This is a genomic window from Pseudomonas delhiensis (assembly GCF_900187975.1).
GTDB classification, from domain to species: Bacteria; Pseudomonadota; Gammaproteobacteria; order Pseudomonadales; family Pseudomonadaceae; genus Pseudomonas; species Pseudomonas delhiensis.
Genome location: NZ_FZPC01000006.1, coordinates 63547 through 88310 on the forward strand (window position 1 = coordinate 63547; position 24764 = coordinate 88310).

Annotated in this window: 20 protein-coding genes; 13 read left to right on the plus strand and 7 right to left on the minus strand. The window is 68.9% G+C overall.

Annotation, left to right across the window (positions count from 1 at the left end; translation table 11 throughout):
• Nucleotides 1-196: 196 nt before the first annotated feature.
• The 3 genes from CHC02_RS06945 to dadR form a co-directional block, all read right to left on the minus strand.
• Entirely contained in the window at nucleotides 197-1750 is a 1554-nt protein-coding gene (locus CHC02_RS06945; protein ID WP_089390758.1) for a phospholipase D family protein, read from the minus strand.
• A 43-nt stretch (nucleotides 1751-1793) separates the two neighbouring features.
• A complete protein-coding gene (locus tag CHC02_RS06950; RefSeq protein WP_089390759.1) occupies nucleotides 1794-3113 on the minus strand; it encodes an NAD(P)/FAD-dependent oxidoreductase in 1320 nt (439 codons plus the stop codon).
• 105 nt (nucleotides 3114-3218) lie between these two features.
• Nucleotides 3219-3707 (minus strand): transcriptional regulator DadR, encoded by a 489-nt coding sequence (gene dadR, locus CHC02_RS06955; protein WP_009614106.1) that lies wholly within the window; start codon nucleotides 3705-3707, stop codon nucleotides 3219-3221.
• 162 nt (nucleotides 3708-3869) lie between these two features.
• On the opposite strand from dadR, the gene CHC02_RS06960 reads away from it, so the two are divergent.
• The 9 genes from CHC02_RS06960 to CHC02_RS07000 all read left to right on the plus strand — a co-directional run bounded on the left by CHC02_RS06960 (nucleotide 3870) and on the right by CHC02_RS07000 (nucleotide 13962).
• Entirely contained in the window at nucleotides 3870-6428 is a 2559-nt protein-coding gene (locus tag CHC02_RS06960; RefSeq protein WP_089390760.1) for an intermembrane phospholipid transport YdbH family protein, read from the plus strand.
• Between the two features lie 16 nt (nucleotides 6429-6444).
• A complete protein-coding gene (locus CHC02_RS06965) occupies nucleotides 6445-6636 on the plus strand; it encodes a YnbE family lipoprotein (RefSeq protein ID WP_089390761.1) in 192 nt (63 codons plus the stop codon).
• A gap of 11 nt (nucleotides 6637-6647) precedes the next feature.
• Entirely contained in the window at nucleotides 6648-6992 is a 345-nt protein-coding gene (locus tag CHC02_RS06970; protein ID WP_089390762.1) for a YdbL family probable chaperone protein, read from the plus strand.
• 352 nt (nucleotides 6993-7344) lie between these two features.
• Complete coding sequence (dadA, locus tag CHC02_RS06975; RefSeq protein WP_089390763.1) at nucleotides 7345-8640, plus strand: D-amino acid dehydrogenase; 1296 nt, start codon at nucleotides 7345-7347, stop codon at nucleotides 8638-8640.
• Nucleotides 8615-8968 carry a RidA family protein gene (locus tag CHC02_RS06980; protein ID WP_089390764.1) on the plus strand — a complete coding sequence of 118 codons (354 nt, stop codon included), beginning with the start codon at nucleotides 8615-8617 and terminating at the stop codon, nucleotides 8966-8968. The genes dadA and CHC02_RS06980 overlap by 26 nt, the downstream gene beginning before the upstream one ends.
• A 111-nt stretch (nucleotides 8969-9079) precedes the next feature.
• Nucleotides 9080-10159 (plus strand): alanine racemase, encoded by a 1080-nt coding sequence (gene alr / locus CHC02_RS06985; RefSeq protein WP_089390765.1) that lies wholly within the window; start codon nucleotides 9080-9082, stop codon nucleotides 10157-10159.
• Nucleotides 10160-10324: 165 nt separating this feature from the next.
• The gene (locus tag CHC02_RS06990; RefSeq protein ID WP_089390766.1) at nucleotides 10325-10873 is read left to right on the plus strand and encodes a cupin domain-containing protein; all 549 of its coding nucleotides are present in this window, start codon (nucleotides 10325-10327) and stop codon (nucleotides 10871-10873) included.
• Nucleotides 10874-11031: 158 nt separating this feature from the next.
• The gene (locus CHC02_RS06995; protein WP_341845126.1) at nucleotides 11032-11457 is read left to right on the plus strand and encodes a c-type cytochrome; all 426 of its coding nucleotides are present in this window, start codon (nucleotides 11032-11034) and stop codon (nucleotides 11455-11457) included.
• A 651-nt stretch (nucleotides 11458-12108) separates the two neighbouring features.
• A complete protein-coding gene (locus tag CHC02_RS07000; protein ID WP_089390918.1) occupies nucleotides 12109-13962 on the plus strand; it encodes an acetyl-CoA hydrolase/transferase C-terminal domain-containing protein in 1854 nt (617 codons plus the stop codon).
• 152 nt (nucleotides 13963-14114) lie between these two features.
• Here CHC02_RS07000 and CHC02_RS07005 read toward each other — a convergent pair whose 3' ends face one another.
• Both CHC02_RS07005 and rep read right to left on the minus strand, forming a co-directional pair.
• On the minus strand, nucleotides 14115-14687 hold the full coding sequence (locus CHC02_RS07005) for a xanthine phosphoribosyltransferase (protein WP_089390767.1): 573 nt from the start codon (nucleotides 14685-14687) through the stop codon (nucleotides 14115-14117).
• 268 nt (nucleotides 14688-14955) lie between these two features.
• Nucleotides 14956-16965 carry a DNA helicase Rep gene (gene rep / locus CHC02_RS07010; RefSeq protein WP_089390768.1) on the minus strand — a complete coding sequence of 670 codons (2010 nt, stop codon included), beginning with the start codon at nucleotides 16963-16965 and terminating at the stop codon, nucleotides 14956-14958.
• Between the two features lie 232 nt (nucleotides 16966-17197).
• Between rep and CHC02_RS07015 the strand changes: the two genes are divergently transcribed.
• Nucleotides 17198-18922: a putative bifunctional diguanylate cyclase/phosphodiesterase gene (locus CHC02_RS07015; RefSeq protein WP_425262385.1), complete on the plus strand. Its 1725-nt coding sequence runs from the start codon at nucleotides 17198-17200 to the stop codon at nucleotides 18920-18922.
• Here CHC02_RS07015 and CHC02_RS07020 read toward each other — a convergent pair.
• On the minus strand, nucleotides 18894-20291 hold the full coding sequence (locus CHC02_RS07020) for a NorM family multidrug efflux MATE transporter (RefSeq protein WP_089390770.1): 1398 nt from the start codon (nucleotides 20289-20291) through the stop codon (nucleotides 18894-18896). The genes CHC02_RS07015 and CHC02_RS07020 overlap by 29 nt on opposite strands.
• Nucleotides 20292-20433: 142 nt before the next feature.
• Between CHC02_RS07020 and CHC02_RS07025 the strand changes: the two genes are divergently transcribed.
• The 3 genes from CHC02_RS07025 to CHC02_RS07035 all read left to right on the plus strand — a co-directional run bounded on the left by CHC02_RS07025 (nucleotide 20434) and on the right by CHC02_RS07035 (nucleotide 23845).
• Entirely contained in the window at nucleotides 20434-21354 is a 921-nt protein-coding gene (locus CHC02_RS07025; protein ID WP_089390771.1) for a LysR substrate-binding domain-containing protein, read from the plus strand.
• A gap of 177 nt (nucleotides 21355-21531) precedes the next feature.
• Nucleotides 21532-22584 carry an HAD family hydrolase gene (locus tag CHC02_RS07030; RefSeq protein WP_089390772.1) on the plus strand — a complete coding sequence of 351 codons (1053 nt, stop codon included), beginning with the start codon at nucleotides 21532-21534 and terminating at the stop codon, nucleotides 22582-22584.
• A gap of 208 nt (nucleotides 22585-22792) precedes the next feature.
• Nucleotides 22793-23845 carry a haloacid dehalogenase-like hydrolase gene (locus CHC02_RS07035; protein WP_371921193.1) on the plus strand — a complete coding sequence of 351 codons (1053 nt, stop codon included), beginning with the start codon at nucleotides 22793-22795 and terminating at the stop codon, nucleotides 23843-23845.
• A 22-nt stretch (nucleotides 23846-23867) separates the two neighbouring features.
• Here CHC02_RS07035 and CHC02_RS07040 read toward each other — a convergent pair whose 3' ends face one another.
• Nucleotides 23868-24680 (minus strand): prolipoprotein diacylglyceryl transferase family protein, encoded by an 813-nt coding sequence (locus tag CHC02_RS07040; RefSeq protein WP_089390773.1) that lies wholly within the window; start codon nucleotides 24678-24680, stop codon nucleotides 23868-23870.
• Nucleotides 24681-24764: the final 84 nt, after the last annotated feature.

Below are 24764 nucleotides of genomic sequence, written 5' to 3' on the forward strand. Positions count from 1 at the left end.
ATGTCGGGGCAAGCCTTTTTGGTTCCTTTTGTGGCGTTTGACAAAAGGGACTCGCCCGAGGGGGCGAAACAAGAAACATCAACGCACTCGGAGCGGCGCGTTACACTCAAGCCCGACATCCTTGGGTTTCCGCGTTCGCGGAAATGACGGAGTGGAGGTCGGAGCACAGGACCAAGGTTCGCGAGCAAGCTCGCTCCTACAGCATCCTCTCCAGCCCGATGGCCCCGGCGATCCAGGCGTTGAAGCGGCGCCACAGGCTGCCCGGCTCGTGGTGCAGCACCCGTGGGTGGCCGTCGATCTCGTCGACCCAGGTCAGCCGCGGGCGGCTGCCGCTGCGGTCGATGCGCACCTGGTAGCTGACGCTGGGCGACATCCCGGCCAGCGCCAGCTTGCGCGTCTGCTCCGCCAGTGCCGGGCTGTCGACGATGACGCCGACCTCGGTGTTCCAGATGATCGAGCGCGGGTCGAAGTTGAAGGAGCCGATGAACACCTGGCGCCGGTCGAAGACGATCGCCTTGCTGTGCAGGCTGGCGCTGCTGGAGCCGCGCACCGTCCAGGGCGCGCCGGCCAGGCGCTGGTCCGGCTGGGCGCGCAGCTCGTGGAGCTTCACCCCGTGCTCCAGCAGGGCCATGCGGTAGGGCGCGTAGCCGGCGTGCACGGCCGGCACGTCGGTGGCCTCCAGGGAGTTGGTCAGCAGGCGCACGCTGACGCCCCGGTCGGCGCGGCCGGTGAGGTAGGTGACGCCGCTGTCGGTGGGCACGAAGTAGGCCGAGACCAGGATCAGCTCCTTCGACACCTGGCGGAACAGCGGTTCGAGCTGGGTGCTCAGTTGTTGCTGCGGGCGGCTCTGGCCGCGGTCCAGGACCTTCAGCGGGTCGTCCCAGATGGCCCGGCCGGGGGCCCAGACCAGATCGTCGAGCCAGCTGTCGAGGTTGGTCGAGGCGCCGCGCAGGTGCAGGCGCTGCAGGTAGGCCGAGTGGCGCACCCGGCTCTTCTCCAGGTAGCTGTCCAGGTGCCGCCGGGCGCGTTCGAGGTCGGCGCGCTCGGGCTTGCCCCACAGGTAGTCCTCGATGGGCCGGCTGATGGCGCTGTTCCAGTACTGGTCGAAGCTCTGCCCCAGCTCCGCGGCCACCGGGCCGACGCCGAGCAGGTCGAGGTCGCTGAAGTTCATTTCCGCCTTGGCGCCGAAGTACTCGTCGCCCAGGTTGCGCCCGCCGACGATGGCCACGCTGTTGTCGGCCAGCCACAGCTTGTTGTGCATGCGCCGGTGCTGCTCGGCGAGGTTGAACAGGCGCCCGAGGTTGCGCGTGATGCCGGTGCTGCGGCCCAGGTGCAGCGGGTTGAACAGGCGCACCTGGATGTTCGGGTGGGCGGCCAGGGTGCCGATCTCGTAGTCCCAGCCGTCGCTGCTGGTGTCGTCGATCAGCACGCGCACGCGCACGCCGCGGTCGGCGGCCTTGAGCAGCTCGTGGATGAGCGCGCGGGTGGTGAGGCCGTCGTGGACGATGTAGTACTGGATGTCCAGGCTGCGCTGGGCGGCGCGGATCAGCTCGGCGCGGGCGAGGAAGGCGTCGCTGCTGGAGGCCAGCAGGCGGAAGCCGGAGGCGCCGGGGTGCGCCGCCGCGCGCCGCTGCACGGCGTCGCCGAGGGCCGTGCCGCTCGGCGACAGGGCGTGGGAGGGCGTGGGCAGGGGAACGCTGGCGCAGCCGCCGAGCAACAGCAGCGCCAGCAACAGGAAGCGTTGTAGCAAGCGGGAGTCTCCTGGCGTCCCGGTTGGCGGGACTGCGGAGATTCTAGCCGCTCAGCGCCTCCTTGAAGCGATACCAGGCCATGCCCAGCGCCAGTAGCGGCGAACGCAGCAGCCTGCCGCCGGGGAAGGTGATGTGCGGGACCTTGGCGAACAGCTCGAAGCCGCTGCCCTGCTGCCCGGCGATCGCCTCGGCGAGCAGCTTGCCGGCCAGGTGGGTGGCGTTCACCCCGTGGCCGGAATAGGCCTGGGCGAAGTACACGTTGGGCTGGTCGGGCAGGCGGCCGATCTGCGGCAGGCGGTTGGCGCCGATGCCGATCATGCCGCCCCACTGGTAGTCGATGCGCACCCCGGCCAGGTGCGGGAACACCTTGAGCATCTTCGGCTGCATGTAGGCGGCGATGTCCGCCGGGTCGCGCCCGGAATAGTGGCAGGCGCCGCCGAACAGCAGGCGGTTGTCGGCCGAGAGGCGGTAGTAGTCCAGGGCCACGCGCTGGTCGCACACCGCCATGTTCTGCGGCAGCAGCTCGCGGGCCAGGTCGGCGGGCAGCGGCTCGGTGGCGATGACGTAGCTGCCGGCCGGCAGCACCTTGCCGTCGAGGTAGTTGTTCAGGCCGTTCTGGTAGGCGTTGCAGCCGATCACCAGGGTCTTGGCGCGCACGCTGCCCTTGGCGGTGCGCACGCGCACCTCGGCGCCGTAGTCGATGTGGGTGACCTGTGAGTCCTCGAACAGGCGCACGCCCAGGGACTGCGCGGCGGCCGCCTCGCCCAGGGCGAGGTTGAGCGGGTGCAGGTGGCCCGAGCCCATGTCGACCATGCCGCCGACGTAGCAGTCGGCGCCGACGATGCTGCGCATCTCCTCCTGCGGGACCAGGCGCAGTTCATGGGTGTAGCCCAGGCCCTTGAGCTCCTCGTAGTCCTCGCGGAAGCCCTCGACGTCCGAGGCCTTGTTGGCCAGGTCGCAGTAGCCCCAGGTCAGGTCGCAGTCGATGCCGTACTTCTCCACGCGCTGGCGCACGATCTGCACCGCCTCCAGGCCCATCAGCTTGAGCTGGCGCACGCCGTCCCTGCCGATCACCGGCTCGAACTGCTCGACGCCGTGGCCGACGCCGCGGATCAGCTGCCCGCCGTTGCGCCCGCTGGCGCCCCAGCCAAGCTTGTGGGCCTCCAGCAGGACCACCGAGAAGCCGCGCTCGGCCAGCTCGATGGCGGTGTTCAGCCCGGAGAAGCCGCCGCCGATGATGCACACGTCAGCCTTTTCCTCGCCGGCCAGGGGAGGGCACTCGATGCGACGGTTGACGGTCGCGGCGTAGTAGGAAGGGGCGTGCTGGTCGGTGTGCACCGGGAGGCGAACGCGGGCGTTCATGTGCGATATCCTGATTATTGTGTTGTTAAAATTTTACGCAGGATAAACGCCGGCTTCCCGCCACGCCAAGGGGGGAAGCCGCAAAAGTTCGACAGGCTGTTGCGATCAGTCGGGAATCGGCAGGGTCAGGCTTTCCTTGACCTCTTCCATGACGATGTAGCTCTTCGACTCGCGCACGTGGGGCAGCTTCAGCAGGATGTCGCCGAGCAGCTTGCGGTAGGAGGCCATCTCCGAGATGCGCGCCTTCACCAGGTAGTCGAAGTGGCCGGACACCAGGTGGCACTCCAGCACGTGGGGCAGCTTGAGCACCGCGCGGCGGAAGTCCTCGAAGGTGTCGCCGGACTTGTAGTCCAGGCTGATCTCGACGAACACCAGCAGGCTGGCCTTGAGGTACTGCGGGTTCAGCCGGGCGTTGTAGCCCATGATGATCCCTTCGCGCTCCAGGCGCCGCACGCGCTCGGTGCAGGGGGTGGTGGAGAGGCCGACGCGCTCGCCCAGCTCGGTGAAGGAAATGCGCCCTTCTTCCTGGAGGATACGCAGGATATTGCGGTCGATCTTGTCCAGTTCGCGGCGGCTTTGGTGCTGGGTTCTCATGGAGGCTGCTCGGGGCGGTGCTTATGGTTGGTGATTGTCGCCAAATATAGACGTTAAGCCAGTGGATATCACTGCCCCTTGATCTTCTGCGGGCACGCCGCCAGCCTGTTCCCAGGTCCGCGCCGGATGCGCGGGCCTTCCATTCCGCCGCTGGAGCCTGGCATGCGCTCGACCCGTACCCGAATCCTGCTGTTGCTGGCGCTGCTCGTGGTGCTGCTCGTCGTCTGGGCGGGGCAGGCCTGGCAGCGGCTGCTCGCGGAGCAGGGCATCACCCGCCTGGACTGGCAGGGGCCGGGGATTTCATTGGACGGCCTGACACTGAAACAGCTGGCCGTGACGCGGGAAAAATCCGCTTCGCGCCTGGATATCCAGGCCGACCAGCTGCGCCTGGGCTGGCCGCGGCGTATCGACGGGCGCTGGCGCCTGGGTGGCCTGGAGCTGCAGCGGCTGCACGTGGGGTCCTGGCCCTCCGCCGCGGCGACGGAAGCGCCGAGGGAATGGCCGACGCCCGACCAGGTGGGCCTGTGGCTCGGCCTGCTGCCGCAGCGGGCCGTCCTGCAGCGCGCCGAGTTCGAACTGCCCTGCGCTGGGCAGCAGCGCTGCACCCTGGTCGGCAGCCTGCACTGGCAGCAGCTGCCCGGCAATGCCGCGTCCCTGGCCGCCGAACTGCAGCAGGGCGGCCAGCGCCTGGTCCTCGACGGCACCCTGCGCCCGGAACAGGACGCCTGGCGGCTGGCGCTGAAGGCCGATCTGGATGGCGAACGCCTGGCCGACCTCGACGCCAGCTGGGCGCCGACCGAGCGCCGCTGGCGGGGCAACCTGGCCAGCCCCGGGGTGCCGCCGCTGGATGCCGTGCGCGCCTGGCTGGCGCCCTGGCTGCCGACGCCGACTCTGCCGCTTTCCCTGCCCGAGGCCGGGCGCCTGCGCCTGAGCTGGGACAGCACCCTGGGCGGCGACGGCCCCTGGCCGGACTGGCCCGCACTGCGCGACAGCCAGGGCGAGCTGGAGCTGGCCATGCAACTGCCGCAGCCCTGGCCGCTGCCGGGCCTGGGCGCCTTGCAGGGCGACCTGCTGCTGCAGGCGGCGGCGACCCAGCCGGGGCAATGGCGGCCGCGGGTGCTGGACGGCGACCTCTACCTGGCCGATCTCTATGGCGACTGGCTGCAGGCGCTGCCGGTCGGCCTGCGCCCGGCCAGCCTGCGCCTGGGCCTGCAGCCCGACGACAGCGCCCCCGGCGCGGTACGCCTGGACCTGCGCGGCAAGGGCGCCAGCGAGCTGCGCCTGCAGGGCGTGCTGGCGCTGGTCGAGGGCGAACCCCTGTCGCTGGCGTTGAGCCAGGCACGCCTGCAGGCCCAGGTGCCGGACCTGCAGCTGCCCGGCCTGCGCCTGGGCAAGGCGGCGCTGGACCTGCCGCTGGACGGCGAGATAGGCCAGGCCTCCGCCAGCCTGCGCCTGGGCAAGGGCGCCAAGCTGGGCCTGGGCAGCCTGGCCGGCCCCCAGGGACTGAAGGCCAGCAAGCTCGGCGCGACGGCGGACAAGGCCACGCTGGCCCTGGGGTATGCCGCCGGCCAGCCTTTCAGCCTCGGCTTCGACGGCGCCGTGCAACTGGCGGTCGGCGAGCTGCGCCAGGCGCACCTCAGGCCGCTCGCCTGGAGCTACCAGGGGCAGCTCGGCGCCGGCCTGGCGCAGCAGCAGCTCAAGGGCCGGCTGCAGAACAGCGGTGGCCTGGCCGCCGACGTCGAGCTGCGGCACCAGGCCGATGGCGCCCTGGAGCTGACGGCGCAGCTGCCGGAATTCTTCCTGCGCAGCGGCAACCCGCTGGCGGCCAGCCTGGCCGACTGGCCGGCGCTGCTCAGCCTGAACGATGGCCGCCTGCAGGCCCGCGCGCAGTGGCGCCTGCCGCCGGGGCAGGGCGCCCAGCAACTGGACCTGACGCTGAATGGCCGCGGCCTGGAAGGTGTCTACGACCGCAGCGAAATCCACGGCCTGGACGGCGAGGCGAAGCTGCAGCTGCGCGGCTCGCAGCTGACGCTGCAGTTGCCCGGCCTGCGCGTGGCGCAGCTCAACCCCGGCGTGCTGCTCGGGCCCCTGCAGTTCCAGGGCGGCTACAGCGCCAGCCTGGACCAGCCGCTGGCCGGCCGCCTGGACTGGCGCCAGGCCGAGCTGAAGCTGTTCGGCGGCCGCGCCTGGCTGGACGCCGGCGTGCTGCAGCTGGCCCGCGACAACCCGGCGCAGAGCCTGCACCTGCAGGGCGTGCTGCTGGAGGAAATCCTCAAGGCCTACCCCGCCGAGGGCCTGGCCGGCAACGGCATCCTCGACGGCGAGCTGCCGCTGCTGCTCGGCCCGGGCGGGCTGCGCATCCAGGGCGGCCAGGTCGCCGCGCGGCTGCCGGGCACCCTGCAGTTCCGCTCGGAGAAAATCCGTGCCCTCGGCCAGAGCAACCCGGCCATGCAACTGGTGGCGACCATGCTCGACGACTTCCGCTACGAGCGCCTGGCCAGCCGCGTGGATTATGCTGAGGGCGGCCGCCTGCTCCTGGCCCTGGCCATCAGCGGCCGCAACCCGGCGCTGGAGCAGGGGCGGCCGGTGAACCTCAACGTCAACCTGGAGGAGAACATCCCGGACCTGCTGACCAGCCTGCAGCTGAGCGACCGGGTCAGCGACACCATCCGCAAGCGCGTGCAGGAACGCCTGCGCAACCCGCCACCTGCCGCGCCCTGATCGCAAGGAGAACCGCATGCGCCCAAGCGCACTCATCGCCGTCCTGGCCCTGCTCGGGCTCAGCCAGGGCTGTACGCCGACGGTACAGCTGGCGGCGCCCAAGGAGCCGATCAACATCAACCTCAACGTGAAGATCGAGCACGAGATCTACATCAAGGTCGACAAGGCCCTGGATGGCATCATCAACGAGAACAGCGGTCTGTTCTGAGGAGCTTCTAGATGACACTGCGCAGCAAACTCGGCGTCGCCCTGCTGGCCCTTTGCGTCAGCCTGCCGGCCCTGGCCATGAGCCTGGAGCAGGCCATGTCGGCCCTGGGCGGGGCCAAGGCCCAGGGCCTGGTCGGCGAGCAGCCCGACGGCTACCTCGGGGTGGTCAGCAACAGCGGCCAGGCGGCCGACATCGCCGCCCAGATCAACGCCGCGCGCCGCGCCGAGTACCAGAAGGTGGCCGGCCAGAGCGGCGCCAAGCTCGGCGACGTGGAGGCCCTAGCCGGGAAGAAGGCCATGGACCGCACCCCGGCCGGGCAATACATCCAGCTCAACGGCAAGTGGGTGCGCAAGTAAGGGGATTTCCCTGGCGCCGCCGCCTGTCGGGCGGCGCCTGCGACCCGCCGTCGCGGCAGCGCTTATTCCTGCCGGCCCCGCCCCCGGCGGGAGTAATTCCCGTGTTCGCCGAAGCCCGCCGAATTAGTTGCTGAAAACCGCAATCCGGCATAGTTGCATGGCTATGGGTTTTTCAGGTGTTCTTGTGGGTTGCCTGGTGGATGCGCCTCCAAGGAAGGCCTTTGTGCCAAGAATTTTCTTTAATTAACGCCTGTTAAATAGTGATTATTTCTGCGGTCGAATTCCTATACTGCGCGCATCTGACGTTCAAAATAAGAAACGTCGCGTGCCCCACGCGACGTAGGAGGCAGCGATGCGCGTTCTGGTCCTTGGCAGCGGTGTGATCGGCACCGCCAGTGCTTACTATCTGGCCCGTTCCGGCTTCGAAGTGGTGGTGGTCGACCGCCAACCCGGCCCGGCCCTGGAAACCAGCTTCGCCAACGCCGGCCAGGTTTCCCCCGGCTATGCCTCGCCCTGGGCCGCCCCGGGCATCCCGCTCAAGGCCATGAAGTGGCTGCTGGAGAAGCATGCGCCGCTGGCCATCAAGCTCACCGGCGACCCCAGCCAGTACGCCTGGATGTGGCAGATGCTGCGCAACTGCAACGCCGCCAGCTACGCGGTGAACAAGGAGCGCATGGTGCGCCTGTCCGAGTACAGCCGCGACTGCCTCGACGAGCTGCGCGCCGAGACCGGCATCGCCTACGAAGGCCGCACCCTGGGCACCACCCAGCTGTTCCGCACCCAGGCCCAGCTCGACTCCGCCGCCAAGGACATCGCCGTGCTGGAAAGCTCCGGCGTGCCCTATGAAGTCCTCGACCGCGCCGGCATCGCCCGCGTCGAGCCGGCCCTGGCCAAGGTGGCCGACAAGCTGGTCGGCGCCCTGCGCCTGCCCAACGACCAGACCGGCGACTGCCAGATGTTCACCACCAGGCTGGCCGAGCTGGCCCAGGGCCTGGGCGTGGAGTTCCGCTTCAACCAGAACATCCAGCGCCTGGACTTCGCCGGCGACCGCATCAACGGCGTCTGGATCGATGGCCAGCTGGTCACCGCCGACCACTACGTGCTGGCCCTGGGCAGCTACTCGCCGCAGATGCTCAAGCCGCTGGGCATCAATGCCCCGGTCTACCCGCTCAAGGGCTACTCGCTGACCGTGCCGATCACCAACCCGGACATGGCGCCGACCTCGACCATCCTCGACGAGACCTACAAGGTCGCCATCACCCGCTTCGACCAGCGCATCCGCGTCGGCGGCATGGCCGAGATCGCCGGTTTCGACCTGTCGCTGAACCCGCGCCGCCGCGAAACCCTGGAAATGATCACCACCGACCTCTACCCCGAGGGCGGCGACGTCAGCCAGGCGACCTTCTGGACCGGCCTGCGCCCGGCCACCCCGGACGGCACCCCGATCGTCGGCGGCACCCGCTACCGCAACCTGTACCTGAACACCGGCCACGGCACCCTGGGCTGGACCATGGCCTGCGGCTCGGGCCGCTACCTGGCCGACCTGATGGCGAAGAAGCGCCCGCAGATCAGCACCGACGGCCTGGACATTTCCCGCTACAGCAACGCCTCGGAGGCTCAGAATGGCCATCCAGCGCCTGCACACTAATGGCCGCATGAGCCAGGTCGTCGTCCACAACGGCACCGTCTACCTGGCGGGCCAGGTGGGCGACGACATGGGCGCCGGCATCGAACGGCAGACCCGCGAGGTCCTGGCCAGCATCGAGCGCCTGCTCGAAGAGGCCGGCACCGACAAGACGCGCATCCTCTCGGTGACCATCTACCTGAAGGACATAGACGCGCACTTCGCCGGCATGAACGCCGTCTGGGACCAGTGGCTGCCGCAAGGCACCGCCCCGGCCCGCGCCACCGTGGAGGCCAGGCTCTGCGAGCCGGAGATCCTGGTGGAGATGTCGGTGGTCGCGGCGCTGCCGTAAACCTTTGCGTGGGGCCTGGTCGGATTGCCAGGCCTTTTTTTGCTTCACGGCCTTCGTGGGCGCGGGTTCGCCCGCGGCTGCGCCGTACCCGAATAACAGAGAGTTCCCGCCATGCGTCCAGCCCGTGCCCTGATCGACCTCCAGGCCCTGCGCCACAACTACCGCCTGGCCCGCGAAGTCAGTGGCGCGCGTGCGCTGGCGGTGGTCAAGGCCGATGCCTACGGCCACGGCGCGGTGCGCTGCGCCAGGGCCCTGGAGGCGGAAGCCGACGGCTTCGCCGTGGCTTGCATCGAAGAGGCCCTGGAGCTGCGCGAAGCCGGCATCCGCGCGCCCATCCTGCTGCTGGAAGGTTTCTTCGAGGCCAGCGAGCTGGAGCTGATCGAGCGCCATGACTTCTGGTGCGTGGTGCACTCGGCCTGGCAACTGGAGGCCATCGAGCGCGCGCGCCCGGCCAGGCCGCTGACGCTCTGGCTGAAGATGGACTCGGGCATGCACCGCGTCGGCTTCTTCCCGCAGGACTACGCCGCCGCCCTGGCGCGCCTGCAGGCCCTGCCGCACGTGGCCAAGGTGGTGCTGATGAGCCACTTCGCCCGCGCCGACGAGCTGGACTGCGTGCGCACCGAGGAGCAGGTCGCCGCCTTCGAGGCCGTGCGCGCCGGCCTGGGCCAGCCGTTCGAGGTCAGCCTGCGCAATTCCCCCGGCATACTCGGCTGGCCGGACGTGCCCAGCGACTGGGTGCGCCCGGGCATCATGCTCTACGGCGCCACCCCCTTCGAACAGGCCCAGCCGCTGGCCGACCAGCTGCGCCCGGTGATGACCCTCGAGTCGCAGGTCATCGGCGTGCGCGAACTGCCGGCCGGCGAGCCGGTGGGCTATGGCGCGCGCTACGTCGCCGAGCGCCCGGTGCGCGTCGGCGTGGTCGCCATGGGCTACGCCGACGGCTACCCGCGCCACGCGCCGGACGGCACCCCGGTGTTCATCGACGGCCAGGCCAGCCGCATCATCGGCCGGGTGTCCATGGACATGCTCACCGTCGACCTCACCGACCTGCCCGGCGCCGGCCTTGGCAGCCGCGTCGAGCTGTGGGGGCCGAACGTCCCGGCCAGCGCACTCGCCAGCCTGTGCGGCAGCATCCCCTACCAATTGTTCTGCAACCTCAAGCGCGTACCGCGTGTCTACAGCGGCGACTGAGCGACGAACTGCGTAAAGTTTGCGCAGTATCTGAGACCGATCTGTTGTAAATACTGAACGGTGTTGCCATGATACGGAGCACTTCGGAACCCGCTCGCCGCAAGGCGCAGGCGGGTTCCGGCCGTTAGAGCCTGGCAGAACAAGAAATTAAGGAGGACTCCACCCTTGGACGTTGGCGCTCGTCTGCAAGCCATCCGCAAACTCAAAGGGCTGTCCCAGCGTGAACTCGCCAAGCGCGCGGGCGTCACCAACAGCACCATCTCGATGATCGAGAAGAACAGCGTCAGCCCGTCGATCAGCTCCCTGAAGAAGGTGCTGGGCGGCATTCCCATGTCCCTGGTGGAATTCTTCTCGCTGGACATCGAGCAGGACAGCAACACCCAGGTGGTCTACAAGGCGGACGAACTCAGCGACCTGTCCGACGGCGACATCGTCATGAAGCTGATCGGCAAGGCCTACCCCAGCCGCGCCATCACGCTGCTCGACGAGACCTACCCGCCAGGCGCCGATACCGGCAACGACATGTACTCCCACGAAGGCGAGGAGACCGGCGTGCTGGTCGAAGGCCGCCTGGAGCTGACCGTCGGCGATGAGGTGTACATCCTCGAAAGCGGCGACAGCTACTATTTCGACAGTACCCGCCCGCACCGCTTCCGCAACCCCTTCGAGGCGCCGGCGAGGCTGATCAGCGCGACGACTCCGGCAAATTTTTAGAGGCGGCTGAGCCGCCTGCGACCGTATGACGCAAGGCCTCCGCGGCCCTTGCAATTGTTTCAGGCGCGCGGTCTTCCGTTATACTTGCGCCCGCCCGCGCTACCTAGACTGCGATGGATACCGTGCCCGGGCGTACAAGCCACGATGAGGGTAAAAGGGTGAACCTGATAAAGAAAATCCTGGTGGCCCAGGCCGCCGTACTGGCCCTGATGGCCGCTGGCGCCCAAGCCACGACCAATGACGACATCGCCAAGCGCCTGGAACCGGTGGGCAAGGTCTGCGTCCAGGGCAAGGAGTGCGAGGGCGTCGGCGCCGTCGCTTCCTCCGGAGGTGGCGGTGCGCCGCGTTCGGGCGAAGAGATCGTCGGCAAGACCTGCACCAACTGCCATGGCACCGGCCTGCTGGGTGCGCCCAAGGTCGGCGACAAGGCCGAGTGGGGCAAGCGCGCCAAGGAGCAGGGCGGCCTCGATGGCCTGCTGGCCAAGGCTATCTCCGGCATCAACGCCATGCCGCCGAAAGGCACCTGCGCCGACTGCTCGGACGACGAGCTGAAGGCCGCCATCAAGCACATGTCCGGCCTCTGATCCACGGCCTGACCCGACAGGAAAAGCCGCTTACGGGCTGATGCTGTCCGCTTAGGAAAGAATGCCGTTTCTCTGGTTGGGGAAACGGCATTTTTCATAGGGGGGCTTCGTTTGCGGTTATGGCACTGCGCTCCGATCCCCAACCCGTCATTCCCGCGAACGCGGGACGCGGCGCCATCGTGAACAGCGTCCGCTCCTACCCCGCCAACGCTGTCCCACCTGTAGGAGCGCGCCCTGCGCGCGATTCGCGGGCAGGGCCCGCTCCTACAATGGGGCGAGATGGAAGACGCGAATTTCGATCCAGTCATTCCCGCGAACGACGGAGCCCAGAAGACAGTTGCCCCTACGGTTCAGGGAAGCACGGGCGCAGGAGCAACTGCCCGCGATTGGATTCACCGGCCACGCCGGCCACCCCGGTGGCACGAACGGCCCCCTCTCCCTCCGGGAGAGGGCTGGGGTGAGGGCGCGGAGGTAGGTTGAGCACCTTCGCCGAACCAGCGCATCGCTTGAATGAAAAGACGCCGGAGCGTCCCCGGCGGTTTCCGGTCCAAACTGGACAGGGAACCCACGGAGGACCGCACCTTGGCGCACCGCTGCACCCTCGACGAAGCCGTCGACCGATTGCTGGCCGGGCTCGATGGCCCGATACGCCTGGGCCTGCCCCTGGGCCTGGGCAAGCCCAACCACCTGGTCAACCAGCTCTACCGGCGCCTGGGCGAGCAGCCGGCGCGCCAGCTGACGCTCTACACCGCGCTGTCGCTGGGCCGGCCCCGGGCCGGTAGCGAGCTGCAGCGGCGCTTCCTCGAGCCCTTCGTCGAGCGCCTGTATGGCGACTACCCGGAGCTCGACTACCTGCGCGACCTGCGCCAGGGCAGCCTGCCGCCGAACGTGCGCGTCGAGGAGTTCTACCTGCAGCCGGGCAGCCTGCTGGACAGCGCGCCGGCGCAGCAGAACTACATCAGCTGCAACTACAGCCACGTCGCCCGCGACCTCGACGCCAAGGGCATCAACGCCGTGGCCCAGCTGGTCGCCCGCGACCCGGCGCGCCCCGGCAGGCTTAGCCTGTCGTGCAACCCGGACATCACCCTCGACCTGCTGCCCATGCTGCGCCGCCGCCGCGCGGCCGGCGAGCGCATCCTCTGCATCGCCGTGGTGCACCGCGACCTGCCGTACATGCCGGGCGACGCCGAGGTCGACGAGGACGTCTTCGACCTGCTGGTGGAACAGCCGGCGGACACCAGCACGCTGTTCTCCACGCCCTACATGCCGGTGGGCTGGCAGGACCACTGCATCGGCCTGCACGCCAGCGCCCTGGTGCGCGACGGCGGCACCCTGCAGGTCGGCATCGGCGCCATGGGCGATGCCGTGACCTCGGCGCTGCTGCTGCGCCAGCGCGACAACGTCGCCTACCGCGAGCTGCTGGCGGCCCTGGCGGTGCCGCAGCGCCACGGGCAACTGATCGACCGCGAGGGCGGGCTGGGCCCCTTCAGCGAAGGCCTCTACGGCTGCAGCGAGATGTTCGTGCCGGGCCTGCTGGACCTGGCCGAGGCCGGGGTGCTGGGGCGGCGGGTCCATCCACGGGCGCAGCAGCGGCGCGCGGACGCCGGCGAGGCCGTGCCCGGCGGCGTCTGGCTGCATGGCGGCTTCTTCCTCGGCCCGCGGGCCTTCTACCAGCGCCTGCGCGAGCTGCCGGCCGAACGCCTGGCCGGCATCGGCATGACCGGCATCGGCTTCGTCAACAACCTCTACCGCGACGAGGAACTCAAGCGCCAGCAGCGCCGCGACGCGCGCTTCATCAACAGCGCCTTCACCGTGACCCTGCTCGGCGCCGGGGTGGCCGACCAACTGGAGGACGGCCGCGTGGTCAGCGGCGTCGGCGGGCAGTACAACTTCGTCGCCCAGGCCCACGAGCTGCACGGCGGGCGCTCCATCCTGCTGCTGCGCAGCTGGCGCGAGAACGGCGGCGAGGTCAGCTCGAACATCGTCTGGAACTACGGCCACACCACCATCCCGCGGCACCTGCGCGACATGGTGGTGACCGAGTACGGCATCGCCGACCTGCGCGGCCGGAACGACGCCGAGGTGATCGAAGCGCTGCTGGCCATCGCCGACTCGCGCTTCCAGGACGGCCTGATCGCCGAGGCCAAGGCGGCGGGCAAGCTGCCGGCGGACTTCGAGCTGGACCGGCGCTACCGCGACAACCTGCCCGAACGCCTGCGGGCGGTGTGCGCGCAGCACCGCGAGGCATTGCCGGAATACCCGCTGGGCTGCGATTTCACCCCGGAGGAACGCGACCTGCTGCGGGCGCTGACCTGGCTGAAGAGCAAGCTCAGGCTCAGCGAGATACTCGAACTGGGCAAGGCCACCCTGGACGCGCCGGCGCCGGAGGCCTTCCCGGCGCACCTGGCGCGCATGGGCCTGGAGCAGCCGGACGGCTTGCGCGAAGAGCTCTACCAGCGGCTGATCCTCGCCGGCCTGCAGGCCACCCGGAACGGCTTTGTGTAGGAGCGAGGGGGGGCGCCTAGTTGTTGCTCGCGAACAGACCTGGCGCGCCGAAGCGGTTCGCGAGCAAGCTCGCTCCTACGAAGAGCATGAAGGGCACGAAAAAAGGCGGGAACCCTGGCCGGGCGCCCGCCTTTTTCACGTCTCGGTCCGGATCAGTCGAGGAACTCGACCTCGCCGCCCGCCAGGGACTTCACCCGGGCCAGGGATTCGACGCGGTAGCCTTCGCTTTCCAGCAGCTTGCGGCCGTCCTGGAAGGACTTCTCGATGACGATGCCCAGGCCGGAGATGCTCGCCCCGGCCTGCTGGATCAGGTCGATCAGCGCCTTGGCGGCATGGCCGTTGGCGAGGAAGTCGTCGATCACCAGCACGTGGTCGGCGGCGGTCAGGTGCCGCGCGGAGATGGCGATGGTGCTCTCGGTCTGCTTGGTGAAGGAGAACACCTTGGAGATCAGCAGGTCGTTCTTCAGCGTCAGCGACTGGAACTTGCGGGCGAAGATCACCGGGATGCCCAGTTCGAGGCCGGCCATGACCGCCGGGGCGATGCCCGAGGCCTCGATGGTGACGATCTTGGTGATGCCCTGGCCCTTGAAGCGCTCGGCGAACTCGTGGCCGATCTGCTTCATCAGCAGCGGGTCGATCTGGTGGTTGAGGAAGGCGTCTACCTTGAGGACCTGGTCCGACAGGACGATGCCTTCGCTACGGATTTTGTCTTTGAGGGTGTTCAATTTTGGTGCTTCCTGGCGAAGCTGCTGTCGCGGGTGAAGCGCGCAATTCTACCTCGGAAGCACCGGCCTGCGCGACCTTCCGACAAAAGAAGAAGCTGATCGGGTGGACAGCTTCCGCTGGCCGTCGCCGTGGCATTCCCTTGTAGGAGCGCGCCCTGCGCGCGAATCGCTGGCAGGGCCCGCTCCTATAGGTTGGCGGCGCATTTCCCGTCCGTGCCGGACGGCCATCGCGATAGTTGCTCCTACGAAGACGCAGGCCCTGCCGGGCTCAGCGCTTGAGCAGCGCGCGGATGTCCGCCAGGGCGGCGTTGCCCTTGGCCGCCTTCACTTCCTGGGGCGCGTCCTCCTGACCTTCCCAGACCAGGTCCTCCGGCGGCAGCTCGTCGAGGAAGCGGCTCGGCGAGCAGTCGATGATCTCGCCGTACTGCTTGCGCTTGGCGGCGAAGGTCATGGCCAGGTTCTTCTTCGCCCGGGTGATGCCGACGTAGGCCAGGCGCCGCTCTTCCTCGATGCTGTCGGCCTCGATGCTGGAGCGGTGGGGGAGGATCTCCTCCTCCACGCCGAGGATGAACACGTAGGGGAATTCCAGGCCCTTGGACGCGTGCAGGGTCATCATCTGCACGCCGTCGGCGCCTTCCTCTTCCTCCTGCTGGCGTTCGAGCATGTCGCGCAGGACCAGCTTGGCGATGGCCTGCTCGATGGTCATGTCGCCGTCCTCGTCGCGCTCCAGGGTGTTCTTCAGCGCCTCGATGAGGAACCAGACGTTGCCCATGCGGAAGTCGGCGACCTTGTCGCTGGAGGCGTTCTGCCGCAGCCAGTTCTCGTAGTCGATGTCCATCACCATGCTGCGCAGCGCGCCGATCGGGTCGGAGCCGGCGCACTGCTCGCGGACCTTGTCGATGAAGCGCTTGAAGCGCTGCAGGCGCTCGACGTAGCGGGCATCCAGGTGCTCGCCCAGGCCCAGCTCGCCGGTGGCGGCGAACATCGAGCAGCCGCGCTCGGTGGCGTAGTTGCCGAGCTTCTCCAGGGTCGCCGAGCCGATCTCGCGGCGCGGCACGTTGATCACCCGGAGGAAGGCGTTGTCGTCGTCCGGGTTCACCAGCAGGCGGAAGTAGGACATCAGGTCCTTCACTTCCTGGCGGGCGAAGAAGCTGGTGCCGCCGGACAGGCGATAGGGAATCTGGTGGTGCTGCAACTTCAGCTCGATCAGCTTGGCCTGGTAGTTGCCCCGGTAGAGGATGGCGAATTCGCTGTAGGGCCGCTCGGTCTTCAGGTGGATGGTGAGGATCTCCATGGCCACCCGCTCGGCCTCGGCCTCCTCGTTGCGGCAGCGGATCACCCGGATCGGGTCGCCTTCGCCCATCTCGCTCCACAGCTGCTTCTCGAACACGTGGGGGTTGTTGGCGATGAGCACGTTGGCGCACTTGAGGATGCGGCTGGTGGAGCGGTAGTTCTGCTCCAGCATCACCACCTTCAGCGAGGGGAAGTCTTCCTTCAGCTGCATCAGGTTTTCCGGGCGCGCGCCGCGCCAGGCGTAGATCGACTGGTCGTCGTCGCCGACCACGGTGAAGTGCGCGCGCTGCTGCACCAGCAGCTTCACCAGCAGGTACTGGCTGGCGTTGGTGTCCTGGTATTCGTCCACCAGCATGTAGCGCACGCGGTTGCGCCACTTGTCGAGGATGTCGGGGTTGTCCTGGAACAGCTTCACCGGCTGCAGGATCAGGTCGTCGAAGTCCACCGCGTTGTACGCGCGCAGGGTGCGCTGGTAGTGCAGGTAGACCATGGCCGCGGTCTGTTCCTTGGGGTTGCGCGCCTTGGCCAGGGCTTCCTCGGGCAGGATCAGGTCGTTCTTCCAGGTACCGATCAGGCCCTTGATCTCGTCCAGGCCGTCGTCGCCGGAATACTCCTTCTGCATGATGTCCGTCATCAGCGCCTTCACGTCGCTCTCGTCGAAGATCGAGAAGCCGGGCTTGTAGCCCAGGGCGGCGTATTCCTTGCGGATGATGTTCAGGCCCAGGTTGTGGAAGGTGGAGACGGTCAGGCCCTTGCCCTCGCCGGGGCGCAGCAGGGTGCTGACGCGCTCCTTCATCTCGCGCGCGGCCTTGTTGGTGAAGGTGACGGCGACGATGTACTGGGCGCGGATGCCGCACTGCTGGACCAGGTAGGCGATCTTGCGGGTGATCACGCTGGTCTTGCCGGAGCCGGCGCCGGCCAGCACCAGCAGGGGGCCGCCGACGTAGTTCACGGCCTCTTGCTGCCGGGGGTTGAGTCGGGACATGGGTCGGGAAGGGTATCGATGGCGAAGCGGGCGGCCATTCTACCAGCCCCGCCCGGGGCTGCGGAAAAACGGCGATCTGTGACGCCGTCGCGTTTCGTCGTTTTGGATAAATTCATACTTGTATTAGGCTTGTGGCAGCATTAGTTGAAGAAAACTCTGAAGAGTTTCCTTGGTTCCGCACCGACAGACGGCAACGCACGGGCGCTGGAACGCCAATCCGGATGGCCGGGGCATGGGATGGCGCCCGGGGTATTCCTTTTCTTTTCATGGGGGTCGCTTGGCTGCGTCGGTCGAGTCCACGCGCCTGCTCCTGCTGGCCGAAACGCCGCAGTGGGCCCAGCTGCTGCGCGAGCATCTCGCCGCGCTGGGCAATGCCTATTCGCTGATCACCGCACCTTCCTGGGAGTCCGCCCGCAGCCTGTTCGACGAGGACGAGGTCGGCCTGGTGCTGGCCACCCCGGGCCGGCTGCCCTCGCGGGAGAACTGCCGGCTGCCGGTCATCCTGCTGCTGGAGCGCGAGCCGGCGCAGGCGCCGGCCGGCGTGGCCGACTGGCTGACGCCGCCGCAACTGAGCGCCGAGGTGCTGCGCCGTTCCCTGCGCTACGCCCGCGAGCGCAGCGGCCTGGAGGCCACCCTGCAGCGCCTGGCCGAGCAGGACCCGCTGACCGGCATCGCCAACCGCCAGGGCTTCCAGACCCTGCTGGCCGCGCAGCTGGACGAGTTCCAGGGCCGCGGCCTGGCCCTCGGCCACCTCGACCTGGACAACTTCCGCCACGTCAACGACGCCCTCGGCCACCAGGCCGGCGACCGCCTGATCCTGCAGGTGGTGGCGCGCCTGCGCTCGCAGCTGGAGCACGGCGACCGCCTGGCCCGCCTGGGCAGCGACGAGTTCGCCCTGCTGCTGGACACCCGCCGCGACCCGCGGCGCGCCGAACGCCTGGCCGAGCGCATCGTCGAGGTGCTGGGCGAGCCCTACTGGGTGGAGGGCGAGAGCCTGCTGCTGGGCTGCAGCCTGGGCCTGGCCCATGCCCGGTCCGGCGACAGCGCCGACGCCCTGATGTGGCACGCGCACATCGCCATGCAGCAGGCCAAGATGGGCCAGGGCTGCACCTTCCACCTGTTCGACGAACGCATCAACCGCGGCGCGCGCAGCCTGGCCGAGCTGGAGAGCGAGCTGCGCCGGGCCCTGCGCCGCGACGAACTGGAGCTGCACTACCAGCCGCGCCTGGACCTGGAGAGCGACACCATCGTCGGCCTCGAGGCCCTGGTGCGCTGGCGCCACCCCAGCCGCGGGCTGCTCACCCCGGGGGACTTCGTGCCCCTGGCCGAGGAGAGCGGGCTGATCGTGCCGCTGGGCTACTGGGTGATCGCCCGCGCCCTGCGCGACATGCAGTGGCTGCTCGGGCGCGGCCTGCCGCCGCTGCACATGGCCATCAACCTGTCGTTCCGCCAGTTCCAGGACAGCCAGTTGCTGCCCACGCTGCAACGGCTGATCGCCGAGCGCGGGGTGGATGCGCGCTGGCTGGAATTCGAACTCACCGAAACCGCCGTGATGCGCCGCAGCGAGCAGGTCCTGCAGACCATGCAGACGCTGGGGCAACTGGGGGTGCGCTTCTCCCTGGACGACTTCGGCACCGGTTTCTCCTCCTTCGTCCACCTCAACAGCCTGCCGATCACCCTGCTGAAGATCGACAAGAGCTTCGTCGGCGGCATGTCCGAGCGCGCGGAGAACCGCCAACTGGTGCGGGCCATGATCAACCTGGCGCACAACCTCAACCTGGAAGTGGTCGCCGAGGGCGTGGAAAGCGCCGAACAGCGGCAGCTGCTGCGCCAGTTCGGCTGCGACCAGGTGCAGGGCTACTGGATCAGCCGCCCGCTGCCGCTGGCGGAGCTGGCGCGCTTCCTGGTGTTCGGCGCCGGGCGCGCGCTCAGGCAGCGGGACCCGGCCGGTAACTGAGGCCCGGCGCCACGGCCGGGCGCAGCAGGCGCGCGGTGCGCGCCTCGAAGGCCAGGCACAGGCCCAGCGCGGTGCATGCCAGCCCCGCCGCCAGCCCCCACCAGACGCCGTGCGGGCCCCAGCCGAAGGGGAAGGCCAGCAGCCAGGCCAGCGGCACGCCCGCCAGCCAGTAGCCGGCCAGGCCCACCAGGAAGGTGGTGCGGGCGTCCTTGAGGCCGCGGATGGCGCCCATGGCGATGCTCTGCAGGCCGTCGAACAGCTCGAACCAGGCGGCGATCGCCAGCAGGCCCGCGGCCAGTTGCACCACCGCCTGGTTGGCTGGCTGGTCGAGGTCCAGGAACAGGCCGATGACCTGGCGCGGCGCCAGCCAGAACAGCAGGGCGAAGGCGAACATGCACAGTGCGCCGAAGCCGATGCCCACCCGTCCGGCGCGGCGCGCCTCGGGCAGGCGGCCGGCGCCGTAGTGCTGGCCGATGCGGAAGGTCACCGCGTAGGAAATCCCCACCGGCACCATGAAGGCCAGGTACACCGACTGGATGGCGATCTGGTGCGCGGCCAGCGCCGTGGTGCCGATGGCGCCCATGCACAGGGTGGCCACGGCGAACATCCCCGACTCCACCGCGTAGGTGCCGCCGATCGGCAGGCCCAGGCGCAGGGTCTCGGCGACCTGCCCGCGCTGCGGCCGGCCCAGGCCGCGCAACAGCGGGTAGCCGGCGTAGGCCGGGTGCCAGCGCAGGTACAGCGCGAGGATCAGCGGCAGGGCGTTCATCACGATGGCGGTGACCAGGCCGATGCCGGCCAGGCCCAGGCGCGGCAGGCCGAACCAGCCTTCGAGGAAGGCGTAGTTCAGGCCCAGGTTGGCCAGCGCGCCGAGCACGCTGATGGCCATCACCGGGCCGGGCCGCTCGATGGCGCAGGTGAAGCCGCGCAGCACCATGAAGGCCAGGTAGCCGGGCAGGGCGAAGAGAATGCTGTGCAGAAAACTCATGGTGCCGTGCACCGTCGCCGGCGCCTGGCCGAGCGCCAGCAGCGGCGCCTCCAGGTTCCACAGCAGGCTGCCGGCCAGCAGCGCCAGGCCCAGGCCGACCCACAGCCCGGCGCGGGTGGCGGCGGCCGCGCCGGCGCTGTCGCGCGCGCCATGCCGGATCGCCACCAGGTTGCCGGTGGCCGCCACCACGCCGCTGCACACGGTGGAGACGAAAGCGTAGGTGGAGGCGCCCAGGCCACCGGCGGCCAGGGCCTCGGGGCCGAGCTTGCCCATCATCAGGGTGTCGGTGAAGACCATGGCGACATAGGCCAGTTGGGCGGCGATCAGCGGCCCGGCCAGGCGCAGGATCGCCCGCAGTTCGGTGTGGTAGGGGGTGTGCATGGCATGAGTCTGGTTTGGGCTGGACCGCGTCCGGCGCGTCCCGGGTTCGTCGATTGGCCCATTCTGGTGGGGCGTGGGGCCTTCCCACAAAAGGAAAAAAGCGATGCAATACATGAGTCAGACTCATGCATGAAGGCCCGCCATGTCCCGCCGCCTGCCACCGCTCTATGCCCTGCGCGCCTTCGAGGCGGCCGCCCGGCACGCCTCCTTCACCCGCGCCGCCGAGGAGCTGGCCATCACCCAGAGCGCGGTGAGCCGCCACGTGCGCACCCTGGAGGAACACTTCGACTGCCAGCTGTTCCAGCGCCAGGGCCGCCAGCTGCGCCTGACCGAGCCGGCGCGCCTGCTGCAGCCGGGCCTGCGCGATGGCTTCGACGCCCTGGAGCGCGCCTGCGCCAGCCTGCACAGCGACGAGGACGTGCTGCGCCTGAAGGCCCCCTCGACCCTGACCATGCGCTGGCTGCTGCCGCGCCTGAGCATCTTCCGCATGGCCAACAGCGACATCGAGGTGCAGCTGACCAGCGCCTGGATGGACGTCGACGCGGTGGATTTCGCCCGCGAGCCCTTCGACTGCGCGGTGCTGCTCGGCGATGGGCATTTCCCCGCGGAATGGGAAAGCCGCCTGCTGTTCCCCGAGTGGCTGATCCCGGTCGGCGCCCCGCAACTGCTCGACGACGGCCCCTGGGACGTCGAGCGGCTGGCCGCCGCGGAACTGCTGCACCCCACGCCGGATCGCCGCGACTGGCGCCGCTGGCTGCAGCGCATGGGGCTGTGCGACCAGGTGTCGCTCAAGGGCGGCCAGGTGTTCGACACCCTGGAGCTGGGCATAGTCGCGGCCACCCGCGGCTACGGCCTATCCATCGGCGACCTGGTGATGGTCGCCGAGGACGCCGCCGCCGGCCGCCTGGCCCTGCCCTGGCCCAGCGCTGTGGCCAGCGGCGAGAGCTACTACCTGGTGTGGCCAAAGGCGCGCCGGCAGCAGGAGCGCCTGCGCCGTCTGAGGGACTTTCTTCTCGCCGAAGTCAGTGCAATGCGACTGCCTCAGGTGGAAATTCTGGAGTAGGCCGTAGGACGTTTCCAGGCCCCTGCGGCCGGAATGCGCATGCGACGCCCGACCGCCTGTCTGCCCCTTTTCCCCCTTGCTACGGTCGCGCAGGAGGGGAAAACGCCCGGCGCCAATGATGGGCCCAAACCCGCATCGCCGCGCCTTCCCCGACATTCGCAACCGGGGGAACATTCGATGAAAACCTGTGGACTACTGTTCGGCATCCTGTTGCTCGGCGGCCTGGCCAACGATGCCGTGGCCACCACCGAACTCCAGCACTGGCCGGCGCCCGCGGCGAAGCGGCTCGACGCGCTGATCGCGGCCAACGCCAACAAGGGCGCCTACGCCGTCTTCGACATGGACAACACCAGCTACCGCTACGACGTGGCCGAGGCGCTGCTGCCGTACCTGGAGAACCACGGCGTGCTGACGCGGGAGAAACTGGACCCGTCGCTGGCGCTGATTCCCTTCAAGGACCGCAAGGACCATAAGGAAAGCCTGAATAGCTACTACACCCGCCTGTGCGAGTTCGACCATCGCGTCTGCTACCCCTGGGCCGCCCAGGCGCTTTCCGGCCTGACCCTGCGCGAGCTCAAGGGCCACGTCGACGCCATGATGGCGAGCGGCAAGCCGGTCAAGAGCGACTACTACGACGGCGACACCCTGCGCAGCGTCGAGGTGCAGCCGCCACAGTTGTTCAGCGGCCAGCAGGAACTGTTCAACCGGATGATGGAGCACGGCATCGAGGTCTACATCCTCACCGCCTCCCACGAGGAACTGGTGCGCATGGTCGCCAGCGACCCGAAGTACGGCTACAACGTGAAGCCGGAGAACGTCATCGGCGTCAGCACCCTGCTCAAGGACCGCAAGACCGGCGCGGTGACCACCGCGCGCCGGCAGATCGCCGAAGGCAAGTACGATCCCCAGGCCAACCTGGACCTGGAGTTCACCCCCTACCTGTGGACGCCGGGCACCTGGATGGCCGGCAAGACGGCGGCCATCCAGACCTACATCGACCCGTGGAAGAAGCCCATCCTGGTGGGCGGCGACTCGCCCAGCAACGACGGCCACATGCTGTTCCACAGCACCGCGGACGACGGCCTGCGCCTGTGGGTGAACCGCAAGGCCAGCTACATGGACCAGCTCGACGCCATGATCAAGGCCAACGCCGAGGCCCAGTCCGCCCTCGGCCAGCCGGCCAGCGCCGACAGGAACTGGCTGGTGGTCACGCCCGAGGAGATTCTCTGAGCCACCGGCGGGGCGGCCCGTTGCGCCGCCCCGCCGCTTCCAGGCATGCCCTGTCGCTCCTGGCCAAGTCCTGGCGCGCAGGCAACGCCCGAGGTCGCGTTCATCGCAGGACTGCAACACGGCTTTGCTAGGGTGAAGGCTGGACTAGTCCAGGGAACGGCCCGCGCCGGGTCTTTCCACCCACAAGACCACCTCGGGGGAAAACCAGATGAAACCCATGCGCACCCTGCTCGCCGCGCTGCTGCTTGGCGGCCTGGCCAGCACCGCCTTCGCCGCCACCGAACTGGCGCACTGGCCGGCGCCGGCCGCCAAGCAACTGGACGCGCTGATCGCGGCCAACGCCAACAAGGGCGCCTACGCCGTCTTCGACATGGACAACACCAGCTACCGCTACGACCTGGAAGAGTCGCTGCTGCCCTTCCTGGAAATGAAGGGCGTGCTGACCCGCGAGAAGCTCGACCCCTCGCTGAAGCTGATCCCCTTCAAGGACGTGGGCGGCCACAAGGAAAGCCTGAACAGCTACTACTACCGCCTCTGCGAGGTCGACGACCTGGTCTGCTACCCCTGGGTCGCCCAGGTGTTCTCCGGCTTCACCCTCAAGGAACTCAAGGGCTACGTCGACGAGCTGATGGCCTACGGCAAGCCGGTTCCCAGCACCTACTACGAGGGCGACGCGGTCAAGACCATCGAGATCCAGCCGCCCAGAGTCTTCACCGGCCAGCAGGAGCTGTACAACAAGCTGATGGAGAACGGCATCGAGGTCTACGTGATGACCGCCGCCCACGAGGAACTGGTGCGCATGGTCGCCAGCGATCCGAAGTACGGCTACAACGTGAAGCCGGAGAACGTCATCGGCGTCACCACCCTGCTCAAGGACCGCAAGACCGGCGCACTGACCACCGCGCGCAAGCAGATCAGCGAAGGCAAGTACGATCCCAAGGCCAACCTGGACCTGGAGATCACCCCCTACCTGTGGACCCCGGCGACCTGGATGGCCGGCAAGCAGGCCGCCATCCTCACCTACATCGACCCGTGGAAGCGCCCCATCCTGGTCGGCGGCGACACCCCCAGCAGCGACGGCTACATGCTGTTCAACGGCACCGCCGAGAACGGCATCCACCTGTGGATAAACCGCAAGGCCAAGTACATGGACCAGCTCGACGGCATGATCAAGAAGAACGCCGAGGCCCAGGCCAGGCTGGGCCAGCCGGTCACCGCGGACAAGAACTGGGTGATAGTGACGCCGGAGCAGATCCAGTAGCGTGGGTTCGGCCGGCCCCGGCTCAGCGCCGGGGCTCGGCCAACTGCTGCAGGCCATGCTCCAGGCTGGCGGCGGACAGCTCGCCCATGTGGCTGTGGCGCAGGCGGCCGTCGGCGGCGTAGAAGAAGGTGGTCGGCATGCCGTAGGCGCCGGTGGCCTGGCCGAACTGGTTGCCGCTGTCGAGCAGGACTTCCCTGGGCTTCAGGTTCTGGCTGGCGAGGAAGCTGGTGATGGCTTCGGCCGGTTCGCCCTGGTTGACCAGCACGAAGCGCACGTCCGGGCGCGCCTGCTGGGCGGCTTCCAGCACCGGCATCTCGCGTCGGCAGGGCGGGCACCAGGTGGCCCAGAGGTTGACCACCAGCGGGCGGCCGTCCAACTGGCCGAGATTCACCGGCCGGCCTTGCAGGTCGCTCAGCGCCAGGGCCGGCAGTCGCTGGCCGCGGTCCAGGGCGGAGACCACCGCCTTGCCGCTACCCCAGACGCAGAGGCCGCTCACCAGGGCGATGGCCAGCGGCCGGCGCAGGCCGTTGTTGCGCCAGGCCAGCCAGGTGCCGAGCAATGCCGCGGCGAGGGCGCCCGGCCAGGCCAGGAAGCCGCCGTCGCGGATGTCCAGCACGCTCCAGGGCGCCGCCGCGTATTGCCCGGCGTAGCGCGCGACGAAGGCCAGGCGCGCCACCAGCAGGCCGGCCAGGAGCATGGCGAAGAGCGCGCCCTCGGGGTTTCCGCCACGCCTGCGTCCGGCCAGCCAGCCGCCCAGCAGCGCGGCGAGGAAGCCCAGGTAGAGCAGGGCCTGGGGCATGGGGATGGCGAGCGGGCCGAGGATCAGGCTGGTCATGGCGGTCTCCGGAAGGCGGGCCGCGAGTATCGCAGCCCCGTGCTGCCGGGCGTGAGCGGCGCTGTGGATAAATGTTTCGACCCC